The organism is Streptomyces sp. NPDC007905 (assembly GCF_042959345.1).
Taxonomy (GTDB): domain Bacteria; phylum Actinomycetota; class Actinomycetes; order Streptomycetales; family Streptomycetaceae; genus Streptomyces.
The window spans coordinates 91443-115709 of record NZ_JBIBKS010000022.1; the positions used below are offsets into that span (position 1 = coordinate 91443).

Annotated in this window: 27 protein-coding genes and 2 pseudogenes; 19 read left to right on the top strand and 10 right to left on the bottom strand. The window is 68.7% G+C overall.

The annotated features are described in order from the left end of the window. Positions 1-33: 33 nt before the first annotated feature. Positions 34-801: a hypothetical protein gene (locus ACFZDC_RS32365; protein ID WP_391329338.1), complete on the bottom strand. Its 768-nt coding sequence runs from the start codon at positions 799-801 to the stop codon at positions 34-36. 154 nt (positions 802-955) lie between these two features. Here ACFZDC_RS32365 and ACFZDC_RS32370 point away from each other — a divergent pair. From ACFZDC_RS32370 to ACFZDC_RS32410, 9 genes and pseudogenes are all read left to right on the top strand, one after another. Continuing rightward, positions 956-1072: pseudogene (locus ACFZDC_RS32370) on the top strand (transcriptional regulator); the annotation flags it as partial. Continuing rightward, a complete protein-coding gene (locus ACFZDC_RS32375) occupies positions 1072-1377 on the top strand; it encodes a DUF6585 family protein (protein ID WP_391329406.1) in 306 nt (101 codons plus the stop codon). The pseudogene ACFZDC_RS32370 and the gene ACFZDC_RS32375, both read left to right, overlap by 1 nt. 189 nt (positions 1378-1566) lie before the next feature. Beyond that, a complete protein-coding gene (locus ACFZDC_RS32380) occupies positions 1567-1776 on the top strand; it encodes a hypothetical protein (RefSeq protein ID WP_391329408.1) in 210 nt (69 codons plus the stop codon). Positions 1777-1910: 134 nt separating this feature from the next. Further along, the gene (locus ACFZDC_RS32385) at positions 1911-2081 is read left to right on the top strand and encodes a hypothetical protein (RefSeq protein WP_391329410.1); all 171 of its coding nucleotides are present in this window, start codon (positions 1911-1913) and stop codon (positions 2079-2081) included. A 92-nt stretch (positions 2082-2173) separates the two neighbouring features. After that, the gene (locus ACFZDC_RS32390; RefSeq protein ID WP_391329339.1) at positions 2174-3403 is read left to right on the top strand and encodes a transposase; all 1230 of its coding nucleotides are present in this window, start codon (positions 2174-2176) and stop codon (positions 3401-3403) included. Positions 3404-3407: 4 nt separating this feature from the next. Beyond that, positions 3408-3692: a hypothetical protein gene (locus ACFZDC_RS32395; protein ID WP_391329340.1), complete on the top strand. Its 285-nt coding sequence runs from the start codon at positions 3408-3410 to the stop codon at positions 3690-3692. An 80-nt stretch (positions 3693-3772) separates the two neighbouring features. Next, positions 3773-4369, top strand: a complete 597-nt coding sequence (locus ACFZDC_RS32400) for a hypothetical protein (protein ID WP_391329341.1) — start codon at positions 3773-3775, stop codon at positions 4367-4369. 46 nt (positions 4370-4415) lie between these two features. Further along, entirely contained in the window at positions 4416-4751 is a 336-nt protein-coding gene (locus ACFZDC_RS32405) for a transcriptional regulator (protein WP_391329342.1), read from the top strand. 135 nt (positions 4752-4886) lie between these two features. After that, on the top strand, positions 4887-6485 hold the full coding sequence (locus tag ACFZDC_RS32410; protein ID WP_391329343.1) for an alpha/beta fold hydrolase: 1599 nt from the start codon (positions 4887-4889) through the stop codon (positions 6483-6485). A 687-nt stretch (positions 6486-7172) separates the two neighbouring features. On the opposite strand, the gene ACFZDC_RS32415 is transcribed toward ACFZDC_RS32410, so the two are convergent. After that, positions 7173-7679, bottom strand: a complete 507-nt coding sequence (locus tag ACFZDC_RS32415; protein ID WP_391329344.1) for a hypothetical protein — start codon at positions 7677-7679, stop codon at positions 7173-7175. 233 nt (positions 7680-7912) lie between these two features. Here ACFZDC_RS32415 and ACFZDC_RS32420 point away from each other — a divergent pair, with 233 nt between their 5' ends. From ACFZDC_RS32420 to ACFZDC_RS32440, 5 genes are all read left to right on the top strand, one after another. Beyond that, a complete protein-coding gene (locus tag ACFZDC_RS32420; protein ID WP_391329345.1) occupies positions 7913-9115 on the top strand; it encodes an amidohydrolase in 1203 nt (400 codons plus the stop codon). A 32-nt stretch (positions 9116-9147) separates the two neighbouring features. Next, positions 9148-10194, top strand: coding sequence for a DUF5937 family protein (locus tag ACFZDC_RS32425; protein ID WP_391329346.1), 1047 nt, complete (start codon positions 9148-9150; stop codon positions 10192-10194). A 13-nt stretch (positions 10195-10207) separates the two neighbouring features. Beyond that, on the top strand, positions 10208-10738 hold the full coding sequence (locus tag ACFZDC_RS32430) for a hypothetical protein (protein ID WP_391329347.1): 531 nt from the start codon (positions 10208-10210) through the stop codon (positions 10736-10738). 441 nt (positions 10739-11179) lie between these two features. Beyond that, positions 11180-11557, top strand: a complete 378-nt coding sequence (locus ACFZDC_RS32435) for a VOC family protein (RefSeq protein WP_391329348.1) — start codon at positions 11180-11182, stop codon at positions 11555-11557. Positions 11558-11809: 252 nt separating this feature from the next. Continuing rightward, positions 11810-12577 carry a methyltransferase domain-containing protein gene (locus tag ACFZDC_RS32440; RefSeq protein WP_391329349.1) on the top strand — a complete coding sequence of 256 codons (768 nt, stop codon included), beginning with the start codon at positions 11810-11812 and terminating at the stop codon, positions 12575-12577. A gap of 60 nt (positions 12578-12637) precedes the next feature. Here ACFZDC_RS32440 and ACFZDC_RS32445 read toward each other — a convergent pair. The 3 genes and pseudogenes from ACFZDC_RS32445 to ACFZDC_RS32455 all read right to left on the bottom strand — a co-directional run. Beyond that, positions 12638-12889 (bottom strand): annotated as a pseudogene (locus tag ACFZDC_RS32445) (ATP-binding protein); the annotation flags it as partial. A gap of 115 nt (positions 12890-13004) precedes the next feature. Further along, the gene (locus ACFZDC_RS32450) at positions 13005-13196 is read right to left on the bottom strand and encodes a hypothetical protein (protein ID WP_391329350.1); all 192 of its coding nucleotides are present in this window, start codon (positions 13194-13196) and stop codon (positions 13005-13007) included. 70 nt (positions 13197-13266) lie between these two features. Further along, complete coding sequence (locus ACFZDC_RS32455; protein ID WP_391329351.1) at positions 13267-14091, bottom strand: hypothetical protein; 825 nt, start codon at positions 14089-14091, stop codon at positions 13267-13269. A 1091-nt stretch (positions 14092-15182) separates the two neighbouring features. On the opposite strand from ACFZDC_RS32455, the gene ACFZDC_RS32460 reads away from it, so the two are divergent. The 5 genes from ACFZDC_RS32460 to ACFZDC_RS32480 all read left to right on the top strand — a co-directional run bounded on the left by ACFZDC_RS32460 (position 15183) and on the right by ACFZDC_RS32480 (position 19825). Then, a complete protein-coding gene (locus ACFZDC_RS32460) occupies positions 15183-15305 on the top strand; it encodes a SpoIIE family protein phosphatase (RefSeq protein ID WP_391329352.1) in 123 nt (40 codons plus the stop codon). Between the two features lie 303 nt (positions 15306-15608). Continuing rightward, positions 15609-16775 carry a serine hydrolase gene (locus ACFZDC_RS32465; protein ID WP_391329353.1) on the top strand — a complete coding sequence of 389 codons (1167 nt, stop codon included), beginning with the start codon at positions 15609-15611 and terminating at the stop codon, positions 16773-16775. 305 nt (positions 16776-17080) lie between these two features. Further along, positions 17081-18229 (top strand): aminotransferase class I/II-fold pyridoxal phosphate-dependent enzyme, encoded by a 1149-nt coding sequence (locus tag ACFZDC_RS32470; protein WP_391329354.1) that lies wholly within the window; start codon positions 17081-17083, stop codon positions 18227-18229. Next, on the top strand, positions 18214-18420 hold the full coding sequence (locus ACFZDC_RS32475; protein ID WP_391329355.1) for a hypothetical protein: 207 nt from the start codon (positions 18214-18216) through the stop codon (positions 18418-18420). The genes ACFZDC_RS32470 and ACFZDC_RS32475 overlap by 16 nt, the downstream gene beginning before the upstream one ends. 199 nt (positions 18421-18619) lie before the next feature. Beyond that, a complete protein-coding gene (locus ACFZDC_RS32480) occupies positions 18620-19825 on the top strand; it encodes an IS256 family transposase (RefSeq protein WP_391329400.1) in 1206 nt (401 codons plus the stop codon). Between the two features lie 294 nt (positions 19826-20119). On the opposite strand, the gene ACFZDC_RS32485 is transcribed toward ACFZDC_RS32480, so the two are convergent. From ACFZDC_RS32485 to ACFZDC_RS32505, 5 genes are all read right to left on the bottom strand, one after another. Beyond that, entirely contained in the window at positions 20120-20956 is an 837-nt protein-coding gene (locus tag ACFZDC_RS32485) for a methyltransferase domain-containing protein (protein WP_391329356.1), read from the bottom strand. A 71-nt stretch (positions 20957-21027) separates the two neighbouring features. After that, the gene (locus ACFZDC_RS32490) at positions 21028-21627 is read right to left on the bottom strand and encodes a hypothetical protein (protein ID WP_391329357.1); all 600 of its coding nucleotides are present in this window, start codon (positions 21625-21627) and stop codon (positions 21028-21030) included. 5 nt (positions 21628-21632) lie between these two features. Continuing rightward, on the bottom strand, positions 21633-21767 hold the full coding sequence (locus ACFZDC_RS32495; RefSeq protein ID WP_391329358.1) for a hypothetical protein: 135 nt from the start codon (positions 21765-21767) through the stop codon (positions 21633-21635). A gap of 38 nt (positions 21768-21805) precedes the next feature. Then, complete coding sequence (locus ACFZDC_RS32500; RefSeq protein ID WP_391329359.1) at positions 21806-22915, bottom strand: glycosyltransferase; 1110 nt, start codon at positions 22913-22915, stop codon at positions 21806-21808. Further along, positions 22912-24249 carry a hypothetical protein gene (locus ACFZDC_RS32505; protein ID WP_391329360.1) on the bottom strand — a complete coding sequence of 446 codons (1338 nt, stop codon included), beginning with the start codon at positions 24247-24249 and terminating at the stop codon, positions 22912-22914. Before ACFZDC_RS32505 ends, ACFZDC_RS32500 begins: the two co-directional genes overlap by 4 nt. Positions 24250-24267 lie beyond the last annotated feature (18 nt).

The window sequence follows — 24267 nt, forward strand, 5'->3', positions numbered from 1 at the left end:
ACGAAATTGCGCTGTAGCCGGACCCGGGGCGGCTCATCTCCGTCGGTGGGCCTGGGCGAGCCGGCTTTGCAGACGAGCGTGGCGGAACTGGTAGACCGCACCGGCCTGGCGCAGGACGCCGCGCTGGTAGGCGTCGAGGAAGGTGGCGACGGCCCAGGGGAGGCGCCCGGTCAGCGGCAGCCAGAGGCGGGCGAGTACGCACCACTGGCCCCAGGCGGTCAGACTCAGGGTGTAGCCGAGGGCGCCGCCCAGGCCACTGATGGTGCCGAGCATGAGGCTGGCCGTGGGGTCGACGACGAGTCGGCCCAGACGCCCCTGCAGCAGGTCGACCACCACCCCGATTCCGAGTCCGACCGTTGCGCCGAAAACTGGTGTCCAGACAGCCAGTTGAGTGATCACCGCCCGCCGGTCGGCAGCCAGGACGCTGCGCGGGCTGACGGCGGAGCCGATGTCGAGGGGGGTTTCGAGGAGGCCGAGGAAGCAGAAGGTGAGTCCGGCACCGCCGCCGAAGACCAGGCAGTAGACGATCCCGTCGACGAGCCCGAGGTACAGCGCGGTCGGCAGCCCGACCTTCGAGCCGTACGCGTGCACCAGGCCGATCACGAAATCGTAGGCGAAGCCGAAGAGCGCGCCGCCCAGCGTGCCGATCACCAGTCGGGGGCCGGCCGTCCACGTGCTGGTCTCCGGCCGGCCGCGGATCTGCAGGCGTACGGCGGACGGTCTGATGACCTTGCCCGTGACCGTGTACGTGAGCCGGTGCACGAGCCCGAACAGGAAGTCGGCCAGGAGCCCGACGATCATGCCGTCCAGGAGGCCGCCGGCGAGTGAGCCGAGTCTGGTCGTGCCGGGACAGGGCCCGCGCGGGCCGGTGCCGGCGCCGGGGACAGCCGTCGGACGACGGGCGGGCACCGTACCCGGTTCCGAGCTCCGGCTGTCGCTGCTCGGACCGTTGCGGATGGGGCTCGCGGGGCGGCCCGTGGACGTCGGCCCCGTGCGGCAGCAGGCGGTGCTGGCGGCGCTGGCGCTGAGTCCGGGCCGCTCCATCAGCCAGCGGCAACTGCTGGAGAACGTATGGGGGAGGGAGATGCCGGACGGGAACGTCGTACCGGTCTACGTGTACCGGCTGCGCAACTGCGCTGCGGTGACTTCGACCGTCCGGGGGAGTGGTGGCCCGGGATCCGCCGGGCCGTCGTCGACGCTCAGGTGCCACGGGCCCTGGCCGTGCACCAGGGAGCACGGCTGGCCTTCGGCCCCGTATGGATCACCGGGGACGAAGTCAGCTGCGGAGGGACTGCCCTGCGATGGGCGCAGATCCAGCAGATCGAGATACTCAACGGTTTCGTCGCCGTCCGCGCCGCCGGCCGCTGGCAGGTGTGAGCCACTGTCGCGTCCGGGATCCCGAACCTCTGCGTGTTCCACGCCCTCACCGAGTACCTCGCCGGCGCCGAGCGGGAGGACGACTGACGTACGACCCCTTGCTGCACGGCGCTTTCACCGGCTGCTCCCGGCGTCCGAAGGACGTGACGGACGGCCACACGCCAGGCCGCCGGCCCCTCGGTGCACGCCTTGTTCAACGGACTCCTCGTCGTCTGCAGCGGCACCGCTGAAGCGCTCGCCCTCCGCCGCGAGGCCGCCGACGAGGAGCAGGACGACGACCCTGCTGCAGCCCACGAGCGCGCTCGCCGCGCCCTTGGACGACGAACAGAAGCGGCTGCGGACCGACGAGGTGAGAAGGCCGAGGGCAACGTCGATGACGAAGTCGCCGACCAAGTCTGACAAGAGGGCCCCATCGAGCTGCTTCCTCCGAGCCCCCCTCGACACGAAGTTCATGGCGGAGTTCGAGGACCAGAACAAGAACTTCCTCATGCTCTGCGTCGGCAACATGTTCGCCGAGCTTGCACCGCGTCGCCATGAACTGCAAGGACTACCCCACCGAGTACCGCGAAGAGGTCATCGACGACGGCATCGACGACGCCATCGACCGAGGCCGAGACCCTCCTGAGTGTCGCGGTTCGTCCGTTCTGATCGGCATCCGGGGCTGGGCTGATCAGTTGGCTGGTTGGGCCGGCGGTTACCGGTAGTTCGTTAAATCCGGTGGGCGGTGTGGGTTGACGGTAGGTCGGGTTGGCCGTAGGCCGGTGGGAGGAGTGAACTGCCTTGCTGGGGGCTGAAGATGACCGCTCGCCGTCCGTGTCTGCCTGCGCCGGGGCCGTTGGAGGGCTACGCGGCCCGGTTCGACGACCTCTTCTTCAGCTTGGCGCAGCGGCGAGGATTTCGCGCGTACCTGACCGGGCTGCTGGCGCCGCGGGAGCGGAACAAGACGATCACCTGTCTGGCGGGGGCGGAGCCGGTGGTGGGTGCGGGGATGCCGGGGGTGCAGCGGTTGCAGTTCTTCCTGTCCGAGTCTCCCTGGGAGGCTGAGCTGCTCAACGACCGGCGGCTTGAGCTGCTGCGTGAGGAGTCGGCGACGGCTCCGCACGACGGCGGGGTCATCGTGATCGACGATTCCGGGGACCGCAAGGACGGCACGGCCACCGCGCACGTGGGCCGGCAGTGGCTGGGCCGGTTGGGCAAGACGGACAACGGCATCGTCACGGTGACCACGGTGTGGACCGACGGCCGCGTGTATTACCCGCTGCACGCGACTCCCTACACTCCCGCCCATCACTTCGCCCGCGGTCGCTCGGATCCGGCCTTCCGTACGAAACCGCAGCTGGCTGCTGCCCTCGCGGCACGGGGGAAGGAGGCGGGCTTCGGCTGCCGGGCGGTGGTCGCCGACTGCGCCTACTCCGTGAGTGACGACTGGTACCTCGCGCTGCGCGAGGCCGGCCTGGCTTACGTGGTCGCGCTCAAGCCGCACCGCGGCACCTGGGCCCGGGCCGACCAGCCGCACACCCCTATCGAAGCCGCTCGTGCCCTGGCCTGGCGCGATGCCAGGCGTCCAGGCGACTGGACACCCGTTGAGCGTCACTTCCGCGACGGGCACACCGAGACCTGGTGGGCCGCCGATGCCCGCCTGGGCGGCTACGGCCCCGACTCACCCTGCCGGCTGGTCGTGGCCACCACCGACCCAGCCGGCCTGCCGCAGAAGGCCACCTGGTATCTGGCCACCAACCTGCCCCACCCCGACGCTCCCCATGCCGCCACCAGCTCCCACCCGCCGGCCGACCTCGCCGAGATCGTCCGCCTCTACGGCCTGCGGCCGGGGGCTGGTGCTCGGAGGTCCGGACAAACCGGGAGCGGACGGCCGGTTTCTTTATCCGAGGGTTCGGCCATGCCCTGCGGGTGTCGCGACCAGCGCGGATGCCCGTCAGGGCCACTGCCCAGAACCTCGTCCCAACTGGAGGCTGTTGCTTCCTTGCGTTCCTGCTTTGGAACGAAGCTGGGAGTGTGCCCCCAGTAGCTTCGTGCTGCATGGCCTCACCACGGTCCATCTCGCGTCGGCAGACTGCTGGATCCGCCTTGATGCCCGTGGCAACAAGGCGGGCGTCGACGCCCGCTTCTCCCTGAACGGTGAACACCTGGCCTGGCCGGTGGACCCGTCGCAGGGCGAGATCGACTACCCGGTGGTCGACGCCTCCCCGCACCCCACCGTCGTGTCAACCCTGGCCACCGCCCGCCTTGGCCACCGCTCGCCCGGGTGTCGCGGGCTACGACGGCCTCCCGACGGAACTGTGACCGCCCACCACTGAGGTTTGCCGTGCAAACCAGTTGACGAGATGCTGCCCCGAACATATGGTTTGCGGCACAGACCAGTTTGGGAGGGGCGGCAATGGAACGCAGAAGTCTGGAGTCAGCGGCGGCGATCTACTACTACCTGAGAGGCCTTCTCTCGATCCCGGTAGGCGCCGTGATCATCTTCGCGGGGCTCGGCAACCTGGCCTGGGGCCCACTGCGCCACGCCTGGGTCTTCATGGGCTGCCTGCTGGCGGCCGCGGCGGCATACCTGCTCATCGCCCGCTACTACAACGAGAACTACGGGCGGGTCACCCTGTCCACAAGGGCCCAGACCAAGGGCGCCGTCGCCACCGCCGTCAGCGCGGTGGTGGTCGCCGCAGGAGTGCAGACGGACTGGTCCCTCGATCTGCCGCTCAGCCTCACCGCGGCCTCGTTCGCCCTGATCATGGCGGTCTACTACGCCGTCGGCGTAGGACTGAGGGCGCACCACGCGATCATCTGCGGCGCTCTCCTGGCAGCCGGCCTCGTACCCGTCTGGGGTGGTGCGGGAGCGGACAGCAAGATCAACCTGGGTCTGATCCTGGCGGGGGCGGCCACCATCGCGACGGGGATCTTCGACCATCGCGCCCTCAATCGCGCCTTCAGGCCCTCCGAGGAACCGACCATCGGGAACAGCAATGCCCGGGCCTGAAACGTCAGGGTCCGGACTCTCGGAATCTGAAACCTCCAGGTCTGTCATGCCGGAGTTTGGAAACGAGGAGCTGATCCTCGACCGCCTGATCCACGAACCGGGCCGGTTGGCGATCCTGACGGTGCTGTCCTCCGTGAAAGCCGCCGACTTCGTCTTCCTTCAGCGCGCGACACGGCTCACCAAGGGGAACCTCTCCAGCCACCTGTCGAAGCTGGAGGATGCGGGCCTGGTCGAGATCGACAAGACCTTCGTGCACAAGAAGCCCAAAACGAGCGTCACCCTGACTGCGGTCGGGAGAGAGCGCATCGCCCATCACTGGGACCAGTTGGAGCGCTTGAGGAACTTCTCGGAGGAATCCCTCCAGGAACCCGACCAGGAATAGGGCCTCGCACACTTCACCGTGTCATGAAGTGGGCTGCCGAGCGGTCACTCGGCAGCCCACGGACGGAAGACGCACCACCACGCCCACGGGCGTGCTCTTACATGTACGTGCCTCCATGGGAAAGGAGAACAGCTCATGCTGTTCACCGGCAAATCGATCAGCGGCCGCGGACGATCCGCGCTCGGTGGGAGGGGCGGCAAGCCCCTTCTCGTGGCCGGAGCGGCCCTCCTCGCGGTCGGTGTGATCGGGCAGTACGGACCGGCCGACGAAGCTGCGGCCGCGCCGGGCGCCCGGGCGGGCGAGCCCTATCGCCCGGCGCCGCTCGCCTGGGGCGCGTGCCACGACCTCCCGCCCGCCCCGCCCGGCGGACCGGCGCCGCGAAGCCTCGAGTGCGCCGAGCTGATGGTGCCGCTCGACTACTCCAAGCCTCGCGGGAAGACCATGAAGGTGGCCCTGATCCGCCTCAGGGCGACCGACCGGGCCCACCGCATCGGCTCACTCGTGTTCAACTTCGGTGGCCCCGGCGGATCCGGGATCGACGCCTTCGCTGGGGGCTCCGCGGCCCAGTTCAAGAAGCTGGGCGCTCGCTACGACCTGGTCAGCTTCGACCCCCGCGGGGTCGGCCGGAGCCGCCCGGTGCACTGCGTGGGCGACAAGCGCAAGGACGCGTGGCTGGCGATGGACACCAGCCCCGACAACGCCCGTGAGAAGGCCGCCCTCCTCTCCAGAGGAAGGGCCTTCGTCAAGGGGTGCGCAAACCGGTCCGGTAAGACCCTGCCGTACGTCGGCACGGTCGCCGCCGCCCGGGACCTGGACATGATCCGGATCGCGCTGGGCGAGCGGAAGCTGAACTACTTCGGCTTCTCGTACGGCACCTGGCTGGGCGCCGAATACGCCCACCGGTTCCCGGAGAAGGTAGGACGCACGATCCTTGACGGCGCCGTGAACACCGAACTGAACCCCCTACGGTTCTTCCGCGAGCAGGCGGCGGGCTTCCAGCGGGCGCTCGGCCACTTCGGCAGATGGGCTGCCCAGCAACCGCAAGCGAACGCGAACGCGAAGGCCAAGGGCCTCACTAAGGACGCGGTGGTCACCCGGGTCGCCGCCTTGCTGCACGGCTTGGACACCAAACCCATCCCCACCGACACCGGCCGTGAACTCACCCAGAGCCTCGGTGAAGCGGGGGTCCTCACAGGGCTCTACTCCAAGGCCATCTGGCCGGCGCTTTGGCAGGCGATCCAGCAGGCGGAGTCCGGTGACGGCACCATCCTGCTGGCCCTGTCCGACGCCCTCTTCCAGCGCAGTCCCGACGGGCACTACACCAACTACCTCGACGCCTCGGGCAGCATCTACTGCGCCAGCACTCCCCAGCGCTACACCGAGCGGGACGTGGCGAAAGCACTGCCCGCGTTCACCAAGGCCTCCCCGGTCTTCGGCCCGACCCTGGCCTGGCGCCAGATGGACTGCACCGGCTGGCCGGTCAAGGGAACTCCCGCCCACCACATCAACGCCCCCGGCGCCCCGCCCATCGTGGTGATCGGCAACACGGGCGACCCCGCCACCCCCTATACCTGGGCCCCCGCCCTGGCCGAACAACTGGGCTCCGGCGTCCTCCTGACCCTTAACGGCGAAGGCCACACCTCCTACATGACCGGCAACCCCTGCATCCAGAAAGCAGTCAACACCTACCTTCTGCATGGAAAACCCCCGGTCAACGGCACAATGTGCAAGTGACCAGCCCCCCCCGCGTCCGAACGCCCCGGGCCGTGATCGGTCCGGGGCGCGCCTCCACGTCCTTATTTGCCTACCTCAATCCCCGCGCCCACGCCGACGGCGGGTGCGAGCATGAAGACCGCATCGTGCCCGCTCATATCAAGGGCCCCAGCGACAAGCCGCTCAAAGTCGGCGAGACGGTGCACCTCTGGGACCGCCAGCCAGAGCATCACTGACAGCTACTTTTCCCCTGGGGACAGAGATAGGAGTCCGGGGCCGTGACGCTGGCTGCCGCAACTCTGCTGCCCACCGCCGTGGCGTCGGCCACGCCTGCGTCAGCTGATTAGGGCGCCACCAGCATTCATAGCGAGGCGAAAGATCCGAGCCGTGATGCGTTGCGCCTGTTGGCTCAGCCGCCGTTCCCGCTCACCGACTTGAGTCTGCTGAACACGCAGACGTATCCCCAAGGGCCGCCCATGGAGCCAGCGGCGCCCCGCGAGATCACCGACCAGGAGCTGGTTCGCGAGCTCCGGGTCACGCTCAGGCCTCGCGGCCGCCGCGCGGTCGAGGAAGGGTTGGCCGTCTTCCGTAGCCAGCGGATCTCCGCTGTGGTGCCGGACCGTAACTTGCGTGCTGCCCTCGCCTCTCTGGCAGGTAGCCCTGCCCAGGCAGCATCACCGCGATTCGCGACGGCGTGTTCCACCGGGTCTACTTCGGCACTACCAGGGCCTCCACCAGTCGGGGCTTGATGCCGAGGGCCAGGAACGCCACGCGCCCAGCACCGCGCCGTTCGATCTCGAATCGGTGAAAAGCCAGGAGGAGCGTCATGTTGGCCGCCATCCACTTCAGCTCGGTCACCTCGCTCCATGCCACCGCATGACGCACTCGGCCAAAGGTGCCGGTGACCACCAGACCGCGCGTGTAGAGGTAGCACCTGCGCAGCCCGAACCTGGCGCTGAGACCGCGCCAGGCCAGCGTGAGACCGAACAGTGAGAGCATCACGGCTCCCATCGTGATGACGCCCTTCTGGAATCCCGACGAGATGACGACCATACAGACCAGCAAGACGACGAACAGCCCTGCAAGGAACCGTCGTGCGAGCTGTGCGAGGGCGCCACACAGCCCTGCGACGGCATAACTTCCTCGCTCCTCGCCGAGACCGAGTGCCTCCGCGCAATCCCGCACGGAGGCCTGTCGTCCCCGTTCCGAGCCCATGCTCCCCCTCCATAACGTTCGGCGTCCCGAGCCACAAGGCAGGACCCGGGTCGGCACCCCTGAGTTCACTTCGTCACGGAGGCATCCTGTCCCTCCGGAGCGCGCAGTCCGCCTGGGTTACCTGCGGCGCGGTAATCGCGAGCCGGCGACGCGAAGGCTGCCGCAGTCTCGACGCACACCGTGACAGCTCAGGCCGTACGTCCCGGTGCTCGACCCGTACGACGGAGGCCCACATGCCCACCACCGCGCCGCCCCCGCTGGAGGCCCTGGCCGCTGAACTCGCCACGCTGCGTCCCCGCATGGAGGCGGTCAGCCTGGCGATCCACGCGCGGCCGGAGCTGAAGTTCTTCGAGTTCCACGCCCAGGCGACGCTGGCTCGCTGGCTCACGGAAGCCGGCTTCGCCGTGACGGAGGCGGTGGGCGGGATGGACACCGCGTTCGTGGCCGTGCACGAGGGCAGCCGGCCCGGCCCGTACGTCGCCGTCCTGGCGGAGTACGACGCTCTGCCCGGCGTCGGGCACGGCTGTGGGCACAACCTCATCGCAGCCGGGTGCGCCGCGGCCGCGATCGCCGTCGTACGGGCCTTGCCGTCGCACCCGGGAACGGTCGCCGTCATCGGCACGCCCGGCGAGGAGATGGGCGGCGCCGGCAAGGTCCGGCTGGCCGAGGCCGGAGTGTTCGAGGGCGTGGACGCGGCGATGATGTTCCACCCGGCCGACCACTCGGTCACCACCCAGCACTCGCTGGCTGCGGCGCACCTGCGCGTCGCCTTCACCGGCGTGAGTGCGCACGCCGCGAAGTCACCGTGGGAGGGCCGCAGCGCACTGGCCGCCGCCCAGTTGTTCCTCACCGCCCTGGACGCGCTGCGGCAGTTCGTCCCGCCGACAGCACGCCTGCACGGCATCGTCACGGACGGCGGGCAAGCCCCGAACGTCGTTCCCGCCCACGCCGCCGTGGAATTGTACGTACGGGACCGTACGGCCGTATCGGCCGGGGCCCTGGTCGAGCGGGTTCGCGCGGCCGCCGAGGGAGCGGCGCTGGCCACCGGAACCGCGGCCGAGGTGTCAGAGACCGGACCGCTCTACGCGGAACGCCGCGACAGCACCGTGCTCGCCGAACGGTTCGGGCAGGCCGTGCGCGCACTGGGCCTGGACATCGCGCCCGCCGGTCCGGACAGCCCCGCCGGTTCCTCCGACATCGGCAACCTCTCGCAGCTTCTGCCGGTGATCCACCCGTACATCCAGATCGCCGAGCCGGGTACGCCCGCCCACTCCGAGGCGATGCGCGAGGCGGCGGCGACCTCGCTCGCCCACGACCGCACCGAGATCGCGGCGACCGGTCTGGCCCGCACAGTCGCCGAACTGCTCACGGACGAGGAGCTGCTGGCGGCCGTGAGAGCGGAGTTCGCACAGGTCGCTGCGGGAGCCGAGTGCTGACGTGAGCGGCCCGCGATCCTACACTTCCCGTCATGCCGGTCGTGATCGTCCTGGAAGGCGCCGCCCCCGACCGCTTCACCGTCACCGTGTCGCCGCTCGCGGAACTGGCAGCGAGCCTGCACGTCCTGACAGACCACACCCACCACACCGAACACGCGCCCTGGGCCGAGGAGACCACCCGCGACGCCCCGCCCGCGTTCCGAGCCGGCCTGCGTCGCTTCGCCCCGCTGTGGACGGCGCTGCGCTGGCGGGGCTTCTACCCGGGGCTGAACGCCCCCCTGCCGGAACTGACGACGGATCGGTTCGCCGAACTCACCGCCCACACCTGTGCCAGCGGCTACCGCGGCTTCGACTTCAGCCGCCTGCTCCACGACCCGGCACAGGCCGCCGCGTTGCGCCGGGCGGCCTCCGGTCTGCCGGAACCGCACCCGACCCTCGCCGAAGACCTGCTGCGCGACCCGGAGCGACTGCGCACCGACATCCTCGCCTTCCTCGACCTGTGCCGCCGCGTCTTCTTCGCCGACCTGTGGGCGACGACCGAGCCCGCGCTCGCCCGTGCCGCGCACCTCGTGCGGCAGCGGCTCGCGGACGAGGGACCGGAGGCGGCCCTGCTCTCGCTCAGCCCGTCCAGCGCACGGCCGGCCGGTCCGTCGCGGGTCGTCTTCGACAAGGTGCACCACGCGGTGATCAGCCCGGCCCGTACGCCGATCCTGCTCATCCCCACCCGATACGGCGCCCCGCACCTGCTGGTGAAGGACGAACCGGGGCTGCCACCAGTCGTCCATTTCCCGGTGCACGCCCCGGAGATCGGGGTCACCCTGGCCCGCAGCCGCATGCTGGCGCTCACCGATCCTCGCCGGGTCCGGCTGTGCCGGCTCATCGCCCGCCAGGCGATGACCACGGCCGACCTCGCGGACCGGCTGTCGATGACTCGCCCCCAGGTCTCCCGTCACCTTCGCACCCTGCGCGACCTGGGGCTCGTGTGCGTGGAACGCAACGGCCGCTACGTCCACTACGGTCTCGACCTCGCGGCGGTCAAGCGCATCGGCAGGGACGTGGCCACGGCGCTGCAGCACTGAAGGAGGCGGCGGCGTGACGACCCGGTACCCGGTCCTCCGCCACCGCGAACTGCGGCCCCGGCTGCGGTGGAGCGCGGTGCGCGAGCGGCGCGCTCCGCTGGTCGCGGGGGCGGGTGAGATCCTCGTGCACGAGATCGACGGGGAACACCGCACGGGGGCCGTCGACACCGCACGGGCCACCGCCGTGACCCTGGTCGACGTCCGCCCCGACGTGCAGCTGTTCGCCACATGGCACCTGAGCACGTCCGACTCCGCGGCGCGTTTCCCCGTCCGGGTGACCTACCACTGCACAGTCGTGGACGCCGTCGCGGTCGTACGGGGCCGTCGCACCGGCGTCTGGGACCCGAGCTGGGTCCTCGCCCAGGACCCCCGGCCTCACCACCTGCACGCGAAGCATCCCGAAGGCGACGAGAACGGCCTTTGCCGGTCCCTCACCGCCCTGCTCTCCCCGAGCGCGGCCCCGCGGGCACTCCCCGGGATACGCGTGCAGCTCGGCCATGTGGATGTGGGGCCCGCCTGGCCGAACGACATCGACGAGGCGTGATCGTCTGGAGATGCACCCAAAGCGCAAGGTGGATGCGGCTGGAAGCCTCGCTTGAGGCGCATCGCCAGCCGCCGACGGCGGCGGCCGTCACGTTGGTGGTCGGCGCAGCGGCACGACGTTGTCGGCGGCGGATGCCGTCTGCTGATCGTCGTCGTGGATGAGCACGGCGCTGGCGAGGGTGAGCGCCGCTCGGCCGGCTCCCCCCAGCGCCAGGTGCTGGACGAGATCAGCGCCGCGGTCGGCAAGGTCTCCCGTACCCGGGCACGCGACTGGATGTACGGGGCGCCGCCGGAGCTGGACGCGGGTGCGCTGGTGTGCGGGGTGTGGTTGGCCACACGCTCGCGTGGGCGCTCCCGAGCCGAGGCCACGGACCTGGCGTATGCGGGCCGCCGCCGAGGAACTGGCCGGTGCCCGCGTCGTTGCCGAATAGGCTCTGCCCCCGTGATCGCTGATCTGCAGTGCGTGGTGCTGGACTGCTCCGACCCCGGTGAACTCGCCGAGTTCTACCAGTCGCTCCTTGGCGGCGCCGTCAACCAGTCGGATCGGCGATGGGCGCTCAGCGAGGGCTGGGCCACGTTGCACACCGGATCCGGCCTCGTCCTGGCCTTCCAGCGGGTAGCGGACTACCAGCCGCCGCTGTGGCCGGACCCGAGCCGACCACAGCAGTTCCACCTGGATTTCGGTGTCGCCGACCTGGACCGCGCTCGAGAACAGGTGTTGGCCCAGGGCGCCAAGGTGCTGGATGACGGTGCGGACGGACGGAGTTGGCGGATATACGCCGACCCCGCAGGTCATCCGTTCTGCCTGGTCCGTCACTGACGACGAGGTCGTGGGGCAACGCCCAGCGTGGTTATGACCGGAGCCAGATGAGGAGTGCGGCAGCGGTGACGGTACCCAGTGGCTTCGTTCACGTTCAGCAGCAGCGTTTGTCGATGGGTTTCGACAGCAGTTGGCGATCAACGCGCTCGGAGATGTTCACGGGAAATGACGGCACTGTCGTCAGTGAGGGCGTCGCGCGGACCGCTGAGGCGACTAGCGCCTCCGGAAGATCAGGCGCGGTAGCCTCTGGCCATGCCTGAGACATCGGTGGCGCACTTTTACGACGAACTGGCCGAGGACTACCACCTGATCTACCCAGACTGGGACGCCAGCATTCGCCGACAGGGGGACGCCCTCGACGCCCTTATCGGTCAGGATCGCGCCAAGGTGCTCGACTGTTCCTGCGGCATCGGCACGCAGGCCATCGGCTTGGCGCTGCACGGGCACCGCGTCACCGGCACCGATCTCAGCCCTCGCGCCGCCGCCCGCGCTGGCCGTGAGGCCGCCCGCCGAAGCCTCAGCCTGAGCACGGCAGCCGCCGACATGCGACGCCTCCCGTTTCCCGATGGCCGGTTCGACGTCGTCGTCTGCGCTGACAACTCGCTGCCCCACCTGCTGACAGAGGAGGACGTGCACGTCGCCCTGGCCGCGATGCGCCGCGTGCTGCGCCCCGACGGCCTGCTGCTGGTCAGCACACGCAACTACGACGACCTGCTGCGCAACCACCCCGTTTCGACGCTCCCACAAGTCCACCGGACCGCCGACGGCGGAGAGCGGACTGTCACCTTCCAGCTCTGGCACTGGCACGACGACGGTGAGCACTACGACTTGGAGCACTTCCAACTCCTTCCGGCAGGCGGAGAATGGCGCGTCAAGGTCCGCCGGACCACCTACTGGTCTCTCAGCCAGGACCGGTTGGCCGGCCTCGCAGCCGAGGCCGGCTTTGCCGACGTCCGGTGGCGGATGCCGCAGGAGACAGGCTTCTTCCAGCCGCTGCTTGTGGCCCGCGCCGACGAGTAGGTGATTCCTCCACCGTCCGGCTCGACGTGAGGGCAGCGGTCGAGCCGGGACCGGCAGGTGTCAGCCGGCCTTGGCGGGTTGCTCGGCTCGTGCCCGGGTGCTGGCGAGGCGGTAGGAGTCGGTGCCGGTCTCGAGGATGGTGCCGTTGAAGGTCAGGCGGTCGACGATGGCCGCGCAGAGGCGGGGGTCGGTGAAGGTCTTGGTCCAGCCGCCGAAGGACTCGTTGGATGCGATGGCGACGCTCTTCTTCTCCTCGCGTTCGGTCAGCACATGGAAGAGCAGTTCGGCGCCGTGTCGGTCGAGTTCCATGTGTTGGGTCGGGGACGGGACGCCGTGCACCGTTTCCGGTACCGGTTTCCCCGTCCCCGCCCGCCGAACCGGACGTGCCCGTTGGCCGAGCATCCGGCTCTCCACGTGATCCAATGTGTCAGGCGAGGTATTCGCTGACCTGGCCGACGAAGGCCACATCGCCGTGGTTCGTCCGGCGGAAGCGTGCTCCGTCGGGATCGACCTCGTCGATGTTGTAGGGCGTGCTGATCTGCGCTCCACGAAACGTGTATCGCTGGACCCGCATCTTCGCCGGGTTGTAGAGGACGATCTCGCCCTTGTCGGCGTACACGCGAACGTACCCAGCCGCGTACAGGTGAACGTGCTCAGCATTTGGGTACGCCTGATCGTCGGCAGCGCCGTTACAGAGCCCAGATGTGGAGGGCGTGGTCGAGGTTGGACACGGTGTACCAGGTGCCGTCTCCGAGAGCCTTGGGCAGGCCGGGCACCTCGAAGGGATAGGTGATCTGGTCGATCAGCTGCATGTGGACCGCGTCGACGAGCCAGTGCCGGCCTGGGCCGAACTCCTCGTCGCTCTCGACGGTCCCGACGACGAGGGTGTTTTCGTCGATGAAGCCGCCCTCGTAGTCGAGGAACGCCTGCGCCTCGTCATCTGTGGTCTCCTCCTCGAACGCGGGATGCGGAGGAAGCATGTCCGCGCTCAGTTCGGCCACCACGGAGCCGTCGGCGGCCAGATGAACGGCGAGAAGGTCCTGGTCATGGGTCACTGTGAGTAGACGATCTCCGCTCGGGCTCACCCCCAGCAGGACACGGTCCTCGTCGCCGAAGCTGTGGACAATGAGGGCGTGACCGTCCCACTTCCCCCAGCGCAGGGGTGATCCGTCCTGGCCTTCTCCGATGGTCAGACCCATCTGGCCGGGGTCCGGATGCGGAACGTGGACGGAGCCCGCCGCGGCCGTCCGAGTCTGGGTGCGGGCCAGCACCGTGCCGTCAGCGGCGTCGATAACCAGCCACTCTTCCCCGCGGTCGTGGTCCGGGGCGTCGTGCTCCAGAGAACCGTGGACATGGGCCCACACGGTCTTCCCGTCCGAGGAGAAGCCGGCGAAGCCACGGTTGGCATAGCGGTGGTCTCTGTCGTCCGCGTACTCGGCGAAGTCTCTGTGTCCCGCGCAGCCTGCAACAGCAGCGGTGCCGCAGTTCCCACCGTGGGTTTCCCGACTGGTCAACGGCTCGCACTGCATGCGGTCCGGCGAAGACAACCAGGTCAGCGGCAGGCGACACTGCGCTCGTGCCGAACCGGCGAGGCCAGGGCGCCGGAAAGGAGACGGTCGAGGCAGTGGTCGGCGGCTGGACTTCCTGGACGATCAGCTTCGTGTCCCCTCGCTGTACGAGGAGCCGCGATGTGGGCCGGGGCTCCAGATGAGGCGCTGCGTCGGCCCCGGAGAACGGGAGAGGGGCCGCGAGCGTAGTCACAAGGCGAGCAAGGCGGGGCACAGGCGCTCCGAAAGGACTGGGGGACTCTTGGCGGGACCCTATGACAGGCCGCTGACCCCCTGCGTCGCTGACCCCCTGCGCATTCAACCCTCTCCGCAGCACTGACCAGGATGCACGGGACCGGAGGGATGCGGAAAGTGGGCACGTTTCTCCGTACCCGCCTGGGCACAGAAGGGCGTACCCCGACAACCGCTGCCGCGCGCCGCCCCACGGGATCAGGGAGGCGCAGGAGAGAGCGGGCCTGGCCCACCCGTCACAGGGAGTGTCAGTAGGCAGTGCGATGCTGACGCCGACAACTCCGCTCACGGTGATCAACGGGGGCCGATGCCTGGTGGACGATCTGGGTCTGACGTGTCCTCGGTCGGCTTCGACTCTGCTTGGTGTGCCACCGACCTGGGTGAATACCGGCCCTGTCGCTACACCTATGAGTACTACCCCTACGAGAGCCTGCCGCCTGTCGACTCCACCGAGTTCACGGGCGCCTTTCAATGGCTCGGTGGTACCGGCGAACCTGTTCCCGAACAGGTCACGGCGCTCAATCGCTTGGCAGAGAACCTTGCAGCCAGGGGCTTGACGCTGCCACGGGACTTCACCACCTTCCAGGCCGACTCCAAGCTGCATTGCTCGCTGGACGAGGTCTCGGTGACCTGCTGCTGGACTGATATCTCAGAGCCCCTGCCCAGCCCGGTAGAGCCTGGTGCCTTCCTCGTGCGATTCCTGCGGGATCAACAGGACTGCGTCATCTGGTACCTCTACCTGCGTCCTTCGGGTGAGGTGTTCGTGGTGCACTCCTCTCTCGACTACCCTCGGCCTGCCGATCACGATGGCGACCGAGCAACTCGGACCCGGGGACCGCCTGCTGCCGTACACCGATGGCATCGTCGAGGCGCGCGACGCTGGCGGCCGACGCAGCCGCGCAGCTCGGCCAGTAGCCGCAGAGCGGTGACGGACGTGCGCTTCTCGGCGCCGGTCGTCGGCCCGGACGGGGTGGCGGTGGCCGAGTTCCGGGTGCTCGCCGAGGAGGGGGGGGAGCGCCGTCCACCCTGGCGGGCTGCGTGTTCGCGCGGTTCGACGAGGCCGGTCTGGCGGTCGAGACACGGGACTACTGGCACACCAAGGACGGTCACAAGGAGCCGGCCGGCGACCTGTTCTTTCTCTGACCTTCCCTCCAGTCCGACCAGTCGGTACGTTCATGGGGCCCGGATCGCGGCGGTGCGGCCCGGGCTTCCGGCGGAGGACGGAGGGGCCCATGGCGGAACGTGAGCCAGTCGCGCGGGGACACTGCGACGCGCAGTTCGAGGCGGTGCGGACGGCATTCGAGGAGAACTTCCGTGAGCGGGGGGAGCTGGGCGCCGCAGTCACGGTGACCGTCGGCGGCGAGGTCGTGGTGGATTTGTGGGGCGGCTGGGCCGACGCGGACCGCACCCGGCCGTGGGAGCGGGAGACCCTGGTCAACGTGTGGTCGACCTCGAAGGGCCCGACCGCGCTGTGCGCGCACATCCTGGCGGACCGGGGGCTCCTCGACTTCGACGCGCCGGTGGCCGAGTACTGGCCCGAGTTCGCCGCGGCCGGCAAGGAGAAGGTCCTCGTACGGCATCTGCTGTCGCACCGGTCAGGCCTGTCGGGCCTGCGCGAGCCGCACTCGGTTGAGCAGCTCTACGACTGGGGGCTGACGACACGGCGGCTGGCGGCGACGGAGCCGTGGTGGGAGCCGGGGACGGTGTCCGGCTATCACGCGATCACCTTCGGCCACCTCGTCGGGGAGGTCGTACGGCGGATCTCGGGGCTGGCGCCCGGGGCCTTCCTGGAGCGGGAGGTGACCGGGCCGCTGGGGGTCGACTTCACCATCGGCCTGCCCGAGAAGGAGGCGGGGCGGGCCGCCGAGCTGGTGCATCCGCCGGCCGCCTCCGACAGCGAACAGGCCGCGGCCTTCGGCCGGTTGACGCCGGCGGTACTCGCCGCGCTGGCCAATCCCCTGGTGGGCGCGGCCGAGGCGAACACGCCGGAGTGGCGGGCCGCGGAGATCCCGGCCGCGAATGGCCACGGCACGGCACGGGCCGTCGCCGCCCTGTACGGGATCTTCGCGGGACGAGGGTCGTACGGCGGCCAGCGCGTACTGTTCCCCGAATCGGCGGAGCGGGTGCGCGAGGGGCAGGGCAGGTGCCGGGACCTGGTGCTCGGTCCCGGACTCGGCACCGCTGCGGAGATCGGGCTCGGCCTGTGGCTGAGCGGGCCGAACGGCTCCTACGGGCCCAACCCGAGGGCTTTCGGACACGACGGCTTCGGCGGCTCCTGCGGACTGGCCGACCCCGAGGCGGGGGTGTCACTGGGGTACGTCATGAACCGTATGGGGCCTCATATCGCCGACGACCCGCGGAAGATGGCACTGGTCGAGGCCCTCTACCGCGCCTTGTGACCCCGGGTGCGCGGCGGGTCGGTTTCGGCCGAACCGCGGTGTCATCCACCATGAGTGCGGTCGGTTTGATCACCTGCCCGCCCACCCTTCTCTGGTGGTTTAGACCAATGCTAGATGTGGTGGAGCCTGCGGTCCGTGCGGGGTCTGGGTAATGTCCCTACGCCAGGGCCTGTTCGGTTTACCCGTCGACCACGACCAGCCCACCTACCGCACCGGCGTGTTCCTCACCACAACTACCTGGAGACGCTGCACGTCGGCGACATCTGCGAGTTGGACATCGCAGCCGCCCCGAGGGGAGCCGTCGCATGACCACCACCGTCAGGCCCGACGCCGGACGCAACAACACCCCTCACCTGTACGGCGGCGAGGCCGCCGCGGTCGCCCGCGTGCTGGAAGGCGGCCAGTACGGACACAGCGAGGTCACCGAGGAATTCGAGCGCCGCATCGCCGCGTTCCTCGGCGTCCGTGACGCCGTCGCCGTCATGTCCGGCACGGCTGCCCTGCACACGGCCCTGCTCGCCGCCGACGTCGGCCCCGGTCACGAGGTGGTCGTGCCGTCCATGACGTTCTGCGCATCCGTCCAGGCGATCCTCGCCACCGACGCCACCCCCGTGTTCGTGGACATCGACCCGGCCACGCTGTGCGTCACCGACCAGCTCGTCATGGACGCCGTCACCGACCGCACCCGCGCCGTGATGCCGGTCCTGTTCGGCGGCCGGGCCGTCGACCTCTCCCGGGTCCGCAGGGAGCTGGCCGCCCGGCGGATCGCCATCGTGGAGGACGCCGCGCACGCCTTCGGCTCCCGCAACGGCGCCTGCCGTGTCGGCGGTACAGGAGACCTGACCTGCTTCAGCTTCGGCCCGATCAAGAACCTGACCTGCGGGCAGGGCGGCATCGTCATCCCGCGCGGCTCCGCCGAGGCCGCCACGGTCCGCCGCCTGCGGATGCTTGGTGTCGTCCAGTCCCAGGCCGAACGCGGCCGGACCACCAGCTACGGCGTGGAGGGCTTCGGGCTGCGCTACCAGATGTCCGGCATCAACGCCGCCATCGGCCTCGCCCAGCTCGTTCACTTCGAGAAGGCGGAGACGACCCGCCGCCTCCTGTGGCGCGCCTACCAGCGAGCCCTTGCCGGCCTGGACGGCGTACGCCTGGTCGACGTCGACGTCGACCGCTCCGTACCGCACCTGTGCCAGGTCCTCATCGCGAACCGCAACCAGGTGCACGCACAGATGAAGGCCCGTGGTGTCGGCGTCGGCGTCCACTACCCGCCCAACCACCTGCAGTCCGCCTTCGCCCAGTGGCGGCGCGACTTGCCCGCCACCGAGAAGATCAGTCGCGAGCTGCTGAGCCTGCCGTTCCACCAGCACCTCACCGAGAACGACATCGACCAGGTCGTCACCGTCCTCGGCCAGGCCCTCAAGACCACGGGAGCCGCATCGTGCGCCAGGTCCTGACCGTCTGCCTCGGCAACTACTGCCGCAGCCCCTTCGCCGCCCTGGCGCTCGCCAAGCGGGGCGCCGGCGAGCTCGAAGTCCGCTCCGCCGGCCTGATCGGCAAGTGGGAAGGCGAGCCCGCCAACGACCAGATGATCGAGGCCGCCCGGCGCCTCGGCCTCGACCTCACCGGCCACCGCGCCCAGCAGTGACAAATCCACGAAGGATCACTGTGTGAGTGATGCGTTGAGCTGCTGATCTAGTGAGGGAGTGTAAATCTAACGGCGGATCCGACGAGCATGGGAGAGACGTCAAGTGACTGACACCGCCGTGGAGTTGGAGACCGTGGAACCCGTCGAGAGTGCCCAGGTGGGGCAGCCCGCGCCCGTGTCCGACGAGCAACTGGTTGCGATGCTGGTGGAGCGAGCCCGGTCGGAGGGGCTGCAGCTGACCGGGCAGGGTGGGCTGCTGCAGCAGCTGACCAAACGAGTCTTGGAATCTGCCCTGGAAGGCGAGATCACCGATCACCTCGGTTATGAGAAGCATGATCCGGCAGGCAAGAACAACGGCAACAGCCGTAACGGCACCCGCGCCAAGACCGTGCTGACCGATGTCGGGCCGGTGGAGGTGAAGGTGCCTCGCGACACTGCCGGCAGCTTCGAGCCGCAGATCGTCAAGAAGCGGCAGCGGCGCCTGACCGGCGTCGACGAAATGGTGCTGTCGTTGTCCGCGAAGGGCCTCACTCACGGGGGGATATCGGCTCATCTCGCCGAGGTGTACGGCGCCGAAGTGTCCAAGCAGACCGTCTCCACCGTCACCGACAAGGTCATGGAGGGCATGGCCGAATGGCAGAGCCGTCCTCTCGACCGCGTCTACCCCGTCCTGTTCGTGGACGCCATCAACGTCAAGATCAGGGACGGACAGGTCGCGAACCGTCCCGTCTATGTCGTGATGGCGGTGACCGCCGAAGGCACCCGGGACATCCTGGGGATCTGGGCCGGTGACGGCGGCGAGGGTGCGAAGTACTGGCTGCACGTATTCACCGAGCGGAAGAACCGCGGCCTTGACGACGTGCTGATGCTGGTTTGCGACGGGCTCAAGGGCCTTCCCGAGGCCGTGGAAGCCGTCTGGCCTCGCACAATTGTCCAGACGTGTGTGGTTCACCTGCTGCGCAACTCGTTCCGTTATGCCGCACGCCAGGACTGGGACAAGGTCGCAAAGGCCCTCAAGCCCGTCTACACCGCACCCAGCGAGGACGCCGCCACCGAGCGGTTCTTGGAGTTCCAGGAGTCCTGGGGCCGGAAGTATCCGGCGATTGTGAAGCTGTGGTCGGACGCCTGGGCCGAGTTCGTGCCCTTCCTCTCCTTCGACGTCGAGATCCGCAAGGTCATCTGCAGCACCAACGCCATCGAGAGCGTAAACGCCCGCATTCGCAAGGCCGTCCGCGCCCGCGGACACTTCCCCAACGAGGCAGCAGCCCTCAAGTGCATCTACATGGCGCTGATGAGCCTGGACCCGACAGGGAAGGGCCGCAAGCGGTGGACCATGCGCTGGAAGGCACCCCTGAACGCCTTCCAGATCGCCTTCGAGGGCCGCCTGACCCCGAGCAACAACTGACCACTCAACAACCAAGATCGGCCGTTAATTTGACACACCCGCACATCGGGCGTGATCGTGATGCCGAAGCCGGACTGGTGGGGGGCGCCGGCCGCCTTCCACTTGGCCAGGGCGTCCGTCACCCGGTCCCACAGCGGGATCGGGCCGCGCTGGGTGACCTGCGTCCGTCCCTCCTCATCCACACCCAAGTAGGCCAAGGAGCCCGTAGCGACATCGGACAGCACCTGGATCTCCCCTCCACCGAGCCGCTCGGCCGACGGCGCGGCGAGCTGCGCCACCCACCGGCCTGTCCAGTCATCGAGGAGCACCAGAGGGGTCTCTGTGGTCGTGGGCCGGCCGGGCAGCAGGACCAGTGGCGGCCGCGGGGGGCCTGCCGTGCGGACGGGCGATCATGAACGAGGTGGTGCCCGGCAGGAACCGCCCGGTGGCGTGCCCGCGGCCGGTGACCGTCAGCTTCACCAGACCGTACGCGCCCATCCACCCGCCGAGGGTGGCGAGCACGGTCCTGCCGTCGCCGACCTGGTCCAGCCAGCCGTAGGGGATGTGCCGCACCGCGCACGTAGCGATCAGCGCGTCGTAGTCGCCGTCGATGACGGTTGCGCCCAGGCCGTCGCCGACGATCAGGGTGGGCGCGTAACCGAGCTGCTTCAGCGCGGCGGCTGCCCGCTGGGCGTTGCCCTCGTCGACCTCGACCGAGGTGACGTTGGGGTCGCCGAGCCGGTGGCAGCCAAGCGCGGTGGAGTAGCCGGTGCCGGTGCCGATCTCCAGCACCTGCTGCCCGCTGGTGACGCCGAGCTGCTGCCACATGCGCAGCACCAGCGACGGCAGCGTGGACGACGATGTCGGCTCGCCCTCTGTGGGCGCGGTCAGGTCGACTGCGCGCACGTGCCCGTCGAGTTGGGTGATCTGGGTGGTGTCGTCGTACACGCCATCCAGCCAGCCCTTGTCGGCCGGTGTGACGGGCTCGTACAGGGTGGGCTGGGTTGCGGGCAGGGCCCGCATGAAGCCGTCGGGGACGAACGCCTCACGGCGCACGTCCCGGGCGGCGCGCTCCCACGCCGGGTCGTCGAGATCGCCGGACGCCTTGAGTCGGTCGGCCAAGGCGTCCCGCAGGGTTTGTGCTGACGTCACGAGAGACCTTTCTGTAGGTGGTCGACCAGGGCCTGAGCGATCGGTTCGCGGATGTCCTCCGGGAACCATGCTCACTGGCCGTTGGGGTTGCATTCGAGGAACGTCCAGTGGCCCCGACGAGTGACAGCGAAATCGAACGCCCCGTACCTCAGGCCGAATTCGCGCAGGTACGCCCGTATGCCGCCGGCCACGTCGGCGGGCATGGGCACGGCCGCGTAGCGGAGCTGGGAGTAGTCCTTGCGCCAGTCCAGGTGGCTGCCGTCGATGTCGATGCGCACCGCGAACAGCTTGTCACCGACGGCGGTGAGCCGGACGTCGAACTCCTTGGGAACCTTCGCCTGGAACAGGTGCGGGCACACCGACACGGCGTCGGTGATGTCGTCCGGGTCGACGACGGACACCCACACCGTTCGTGCCCGGCCTTCCGCGTCCGGGTGGGGGCTGGTCCACAGCGGCTTGTAGTTCGCGCCGTCCCGCTGGGCGGCACAGAACTCCCTGGCCGCCTGCGGGTCGGTGGTGATCAGGGTGGCTGGCGTTGACAGATCGACTTGGTTCGCCACCGCGAGCTGCGACGGCTTGTACTCGGCGGTGCGGTTGCGCTGCGGGTGATTGAGGTAGAAGCAGCGGGGGAGAGCGGCGAGGACACCGCCCATGCCCCGCGGACCCGGCATTTGTCTTAGTAGGCGCGCCGGAGCAGGGCGGCGAACGCCGAGAGGAGCATCACGTGCGGCTCGATGGCGAGGGCTCCGCGCAGGACGAGCGGGCCGTGGCGGTCGAAGGCGAAGCCGGCATACGCGGCACGTGAACACACGCCCCTGCCAGTCCCGAGGCCGGTATCGAAGCACCGGTTTAGGAGGTAACTCGGAGCGTCAGTTCGCGAAGTTGGCGGCCGGTGACAGTGATGTCGTAGCGGCGCGCGTTATGGAGAGCCGCCTTGATCAGGGCCTTGCGTCGATGGAAGTCCCGGCCGATCTCGTCTAGGGTCACGGCCAGCGAGCACGGGTCGCCAGGAGTATACGGAACGCCAGAGCTCCCGAGGATTTCCCTCACGTCGGGGAGGTCGGAGTAGACAACCGGAAGTCCGTGGGCCTGGGCCTCAATGAGGACGAGCCCGAAGGCCTCCAGACCGTTGGTCGTGAAGACGAAGGCGTCGAAGTTCGGCAGGCGGCGCCACAGTTCGGCGCGGGGCAGGAACGGATCGAAATGGACCCGGTCCCGCAGCCCGAGTTCGAGAGCCCGTTGTTCCAGGTGCTCCCGCAGGGCTCCCCGGCCGATCACCGTCAAGTGGTGCGGCTGATCGGTCAAAGCGAGGGCTTCGACGGCGGTGATCGTGGATTTGTTGTCGTCCAGACGCCCGGCGTGCACCAGAGATAGGGGTGCGGGTCGAAAAGGCGGCTGATCGTGCACCCGAGCATCGCTCAAACGGATCCCCCACGGGATGAGGGTGAGCCGATCCGTGAAGCGGCGTCCGGTAAGGCAGTCGATGCGGTCGGCGAGGGCAATGGTCGGGGCGACAATCGCGGCGCTTGCGGCGGCAACTTCATTCATGGTCTCGCGTTCCGATGTGCTGCGCTCGGCCACCATCACGTCGGGGCCGTGGGCGATGGCGATGATCGGGATGTTGCCAGCGGTTCGAGTGAAGGCCAGGCTGAGAGCGAACCCAACGTACTGGGCGTGAATGGCATGCGGCTGGATCTTCTCGATGAGCGCACCGACCTCACGCGTCAGCTCATCAACATACGGGTCGAAGTCGGGGCCCTGAGGGCGTTTGGTCGTGGAGAGCGTGATTAGCTGATCAAATGCGGCCGTCCAAGCCTGATCGACCGGTGCCCTGCCCAGGAAGGTCGTGTGGATTTCAGGCATCGCGCCGTAGAGATCCTTGATAAGGAGCATACTCCCGGAGGAAGGCTCGGAGGTGCGGTTGATGCCCGTTAGGACGTTCAGGGTTTTGGAGGTCATGCAGAGATCCCGTCATGGTGCGTCAGCGGTGACGACATTTGCCTCTCGTGCTGACGAGGTGGCGCCGACCACGACGCCAGGTGCGGCGTGACGACGGCCGAGACCTCCTCGGCCGGATGTAAGTAGCCCTTACTGTCCTGTTCTGCTGTCCATACTCTGACTGACGATTGGGGGTAGACGGGACTTATCCCTATCTCTCCCTTGGGGAGGATTCCATTGAAGGGCGTGGGTATTCCCTCACTGTTCCAGTAATCCCATGCCTCAAGAGCCTTGGCTTTCTCGAAGCAGTGGTAGAGCTGCTCGTAGCGGGCCATGTACCGTATCTCGCGGAAGATCATCTGGCCGATCAGCCCAGGCGCGACGTTCCGGAGCGTGCTGAGATCAGTGCCCTGAAAGGTGACCGATGCTGCGTCCTGGGACGGATGCAGGGCGGTCCGGGCGAACAGGTGGGACAGTCGTCGCCGGACGTACTCGGCGACTCCCGGGCCGAGAGCCGGTTCCATACCTTCGATGAGCTGGGCGAGCCAGTGATACCGCGGATTGAAACGGGCCAGGTCGAAGAACTGGTCCATGCCGTCCACGGCGGCGAAGGCGAGTCGTTTGTAGAGCCAGTTGTTCAACTCTCCCGCCTGGGCGTACGTCTTGGTCTCCGGAGTAGCGGAGTGGAGCATCAGGTATTCGGACAGGACCTCGAAGTAGAGGTAACCAAGGAACGGTACGTGGGTCACGGCGTCGGACAGCTGGTCGATGAACTCGGGAGCCGGAGTGGCGTGGCCGGTGGCGTTGCGCAGGGCGACGTCGAGGAACACGGCCGCGGAACGCAGCCCGGTCAGCACGACGTGGTCGAGCTGGTCGTTCTCGGCCAGGGTCAGCAAGCTCTGGTAGCGCTCGTAGGTACGCAGGTGGATGACACCGAGATGCAGGTAGTCGACGCCCTTGGGCCGAATCGGGGCGTCCGGGATGACTTCGAGGACCATGGGCGTGGTGGAAGGCTTCGTCCGCATTAGGTAGGCGCCGAGGTTGTGGGGGCGCAGTCCCTCACGCTGACTGACGAGAGGCGAGCAGTACAGGGCCCCGACCAGGCATCCGGTGGAGACGTGCAACTGCCGGCTGGTACGGATGGCGTCGATGTCCTTGGTGGTGTGCAGCAGGTACATCGGTTTTCCGCTGACGAGTGCTTCGGTCATGGCGCTGTTTCGTATCAGCCAACCGTTGGGGGTTGAGCGTTCCAAATAGTGGCGCCAGTCGCCCTCGCTGTCGGCCAGCGAGGCAGGAATGCGACGCTGCGCGGGCGTGGTGTAGTCCGTGTGGGCGTGTTCCCATTCGTCGCGCAAGAGAACTCCTGTGGATGG

What these genes read in the sequence shown, in the direction of transcription:
- ACFZDC_RS32460 (WP_391329352.1), top strand. Translation starts at nt 15,183, where the DNA reads ATGGCGACCGAGCAACTCGGACCCGGGGACCGCCTGCTGCCGTACACC.
- ACFZDC_RS32440 (WP_391329349.1), top strand. Translation starts at nt 11,810, where the DNA reads ATGCCTGAGACATCGGTGGCGCACTTTTACGACGAACTGGCCGAGGAC.
- ACFZDC_RS32415 (WP_391329344.1), bottom strand. Translation starts at nt 7,679, where the DNA reads ATGGGCTCGGAACGGGGACGACAGGCCTCCGTGCGGGATTGCGCGGAG.
- ACFZDC_RS32470 (WP_391329354.1), top strand. Translation starts at nt 17,081, where the DNA reads ATGACCACCACCGTCAGGCCCGACGCCGGACGCAACAACACCCCTCAC.
- ACFZDC_RS32465 (WP_391329353.1), top strand. Translation starts at nt 15,609, where the DNA reads ATGGCGGAACGTGAGCCAGTCGCGCGGGGACACTGCGACGCGCAGTTC.
- ACFZDC_RS32375 (WP_391329406.1), top strand. Translation starts at nt 1,072, where the DNA reads ATGGGGGAGGGAGATGCCGGACGGGAACGTCGTACCGGTCTACGTGTA.
- ACFZDC_RS32410 (WP_391329343.1), top strand. Translation starts at nt 4,887, where the DNA reads ATGCTGTTCACCGGCAAATCGATCAGCGGCCGCGGACGATCCGCGCTC.
- ACFZDC_RS32365 (WP_391329338.1), bottom strand. Translation starts at nt 801, where the DNA reads ATGATCGTCGGGCTCCTGGCCGACTTCCTGTTCGGGCTCGTGCACCGG.
- ACFZDC_RS32480 (WP_391329400.1), top strand. Translation starts at nt 18,620, where the DNA reads ATGCTGGTGGAGCGAGCCCGGTCGGAGGGGCTGCAGCTGACCGGGCAG.
- ACFZDC_RS32385 (WP_391329410.1), top strand. Translation starts at nt 1,911, where the DNA reads ATGAACTGCAAGGACTACCCCACCGAGTACCGCGAAGAGGTCATCGAC.
- ACFZDC_RS32425 (WP_391329346.1), top strand. Translation starts at nt 9,148, where the DNA reads ATGCCGGTCGTGATCGTCCTGGAAGGCGCCGCCCCCGACCGCTTCACC.
- ACFZDC_RS32405 (WP_391329342.1), top strand. Translation starts at nt 4,416, where the DNA reads ATGCCGGAGTTTGGAAACGAGGAGCTGATCCTCGACCGCCTGATCCAC.
- ACFZDC_RS32390 (WP_391329339.1), top strand. Translation starts at nt 2,174, where the DNA reads ATGACCGCTCGCCGTCCGTGTCTGCCTGCGCCGGGGCCGTTGGAGGGC.
- ACFZDC_RS32400 (WP_391329341.1), top strand. Translation starts at nt 3,773, where the DNA reads ATGGAACGCAGAAGTCTGGAGTCAGCGGCGGCGATCTACTACTACCTG.
- ACFZDC_RS32500 (WP_391329359.1), bottom strand. Translation starts at nt 22,915, where the DNA reads ATGACCTCCAAAACCCTGAACGTCCTAACGGGCATCAACCGCACCTCC.
- ACFZDC_RS32420 (WP_391329345.1), top strand. Translation starts at nt 7,913, where the DNA reads ATGCCCACCACCGCGCCGCCCCCGCTGGAGGCCCTGGCCGCTGAACTC.
- ACFZDC_RS32490 (WP_391329357.1), bottom strand. Translation starts at nt 21,627, where the DNA reads ATGCCGGGTCCGCGGGGCATGGGCGGTGTCCTCGCCGCTCTCCCCCGC.